Origin of the sequence: Pseudomonas sp. AU11447 (genome assembly GCF_001672555.2) — a bacterium.
Taxonomy (GTDB): domain Bacteria; phylum Pseudomonadota; class Gammaproteobacteria; order Pseudomonadales; family Pseudomonadaceae; genus Pseudomonas; species Pseudomonas nitroreducens.
This window is the reverse complement of record NZ_LZDG02000005.1, coordinates 1-531: the sequence shown is the minus strand read 5'-3', so window position 1 is coordinate 531 and position 531 is coordinate 1. Positions and strand designations below refer to the sequence as shown.

The 531-nt window shown below is 64.2% G+C and carries 1 protein-coding gene; it reads right to left on the bottom strand.

The window, feature by feature from the left end; translation table 11 throughout:
- Positions 1-12: 12 nt before the first annotated feature.
- On the bottom strand, positions 13-480 hold the full coding sequence (locus A6723_RS00025) for a hypothetical protein (RefSeq protein WP_054906967.1): 468 nt from the start codon (positions 478-480) through the stop codon (positions 13-15).
- Between the last annotated feature and the right edge of the window lie 51 nt (positions 481-531).

Sequence of the window (531 nt, the reverse complement as noted above, 5' to 3'; positions counted from 1 at the left end):
TCATGTGTCCTCCTATCGGACTCGTGGGTGTTGAAACTTCACAGGCCACGCCAGTACCCAGGCGGCGCAGTTACGGCCTTCTAGCGGAGCGTTGTAGAGGTTCGCTGCACGCACATCCTTGGCGTCGATGCTGTCCATCAGTTCCAGGTCGTGCTTGGTTCCAGGGAGTGCCGCCTGCAGGGGGGCCAGCAGACGCAGCACGTTTCCGGCCCGACTCCCTGCCTTGCCCAGGTCGCCGGCCAAGCCGACGACCACTACCAGGGCGGTGGCCACCAGCTTCCCCTGGCCATTCAGGTTGAACTTGAGCCCCTCCAGGGCAATGCGGCAGGCCATCGTCCTGGTGGCGTAGCGCTCCAGCTCAGCCGGCACGAAACGCCCGCCGTGCAGTTGCGTTTCAACCTTCAGGTCGCTGGCCACGAACGCCCGCTCTGCCCACGCCTTGATGCCGTCCAGCACCTGGTCGGCGGTCAAATCACTCATCTGCCAGCTCCTCCAGGTAGTCCTCGATCAGGCCGATCACGTCGTCCAGGT

Bases quoted from the DNA above. Each gene is read 5' to 3' on its own strand.
- A6723_RS00025 (WP_054906967.1), bottom strand. From the start codon at position 480: ATGAGTGATTTGACCGCCGACCAGGTGCTGGACGGCATCAAGGCGTGG.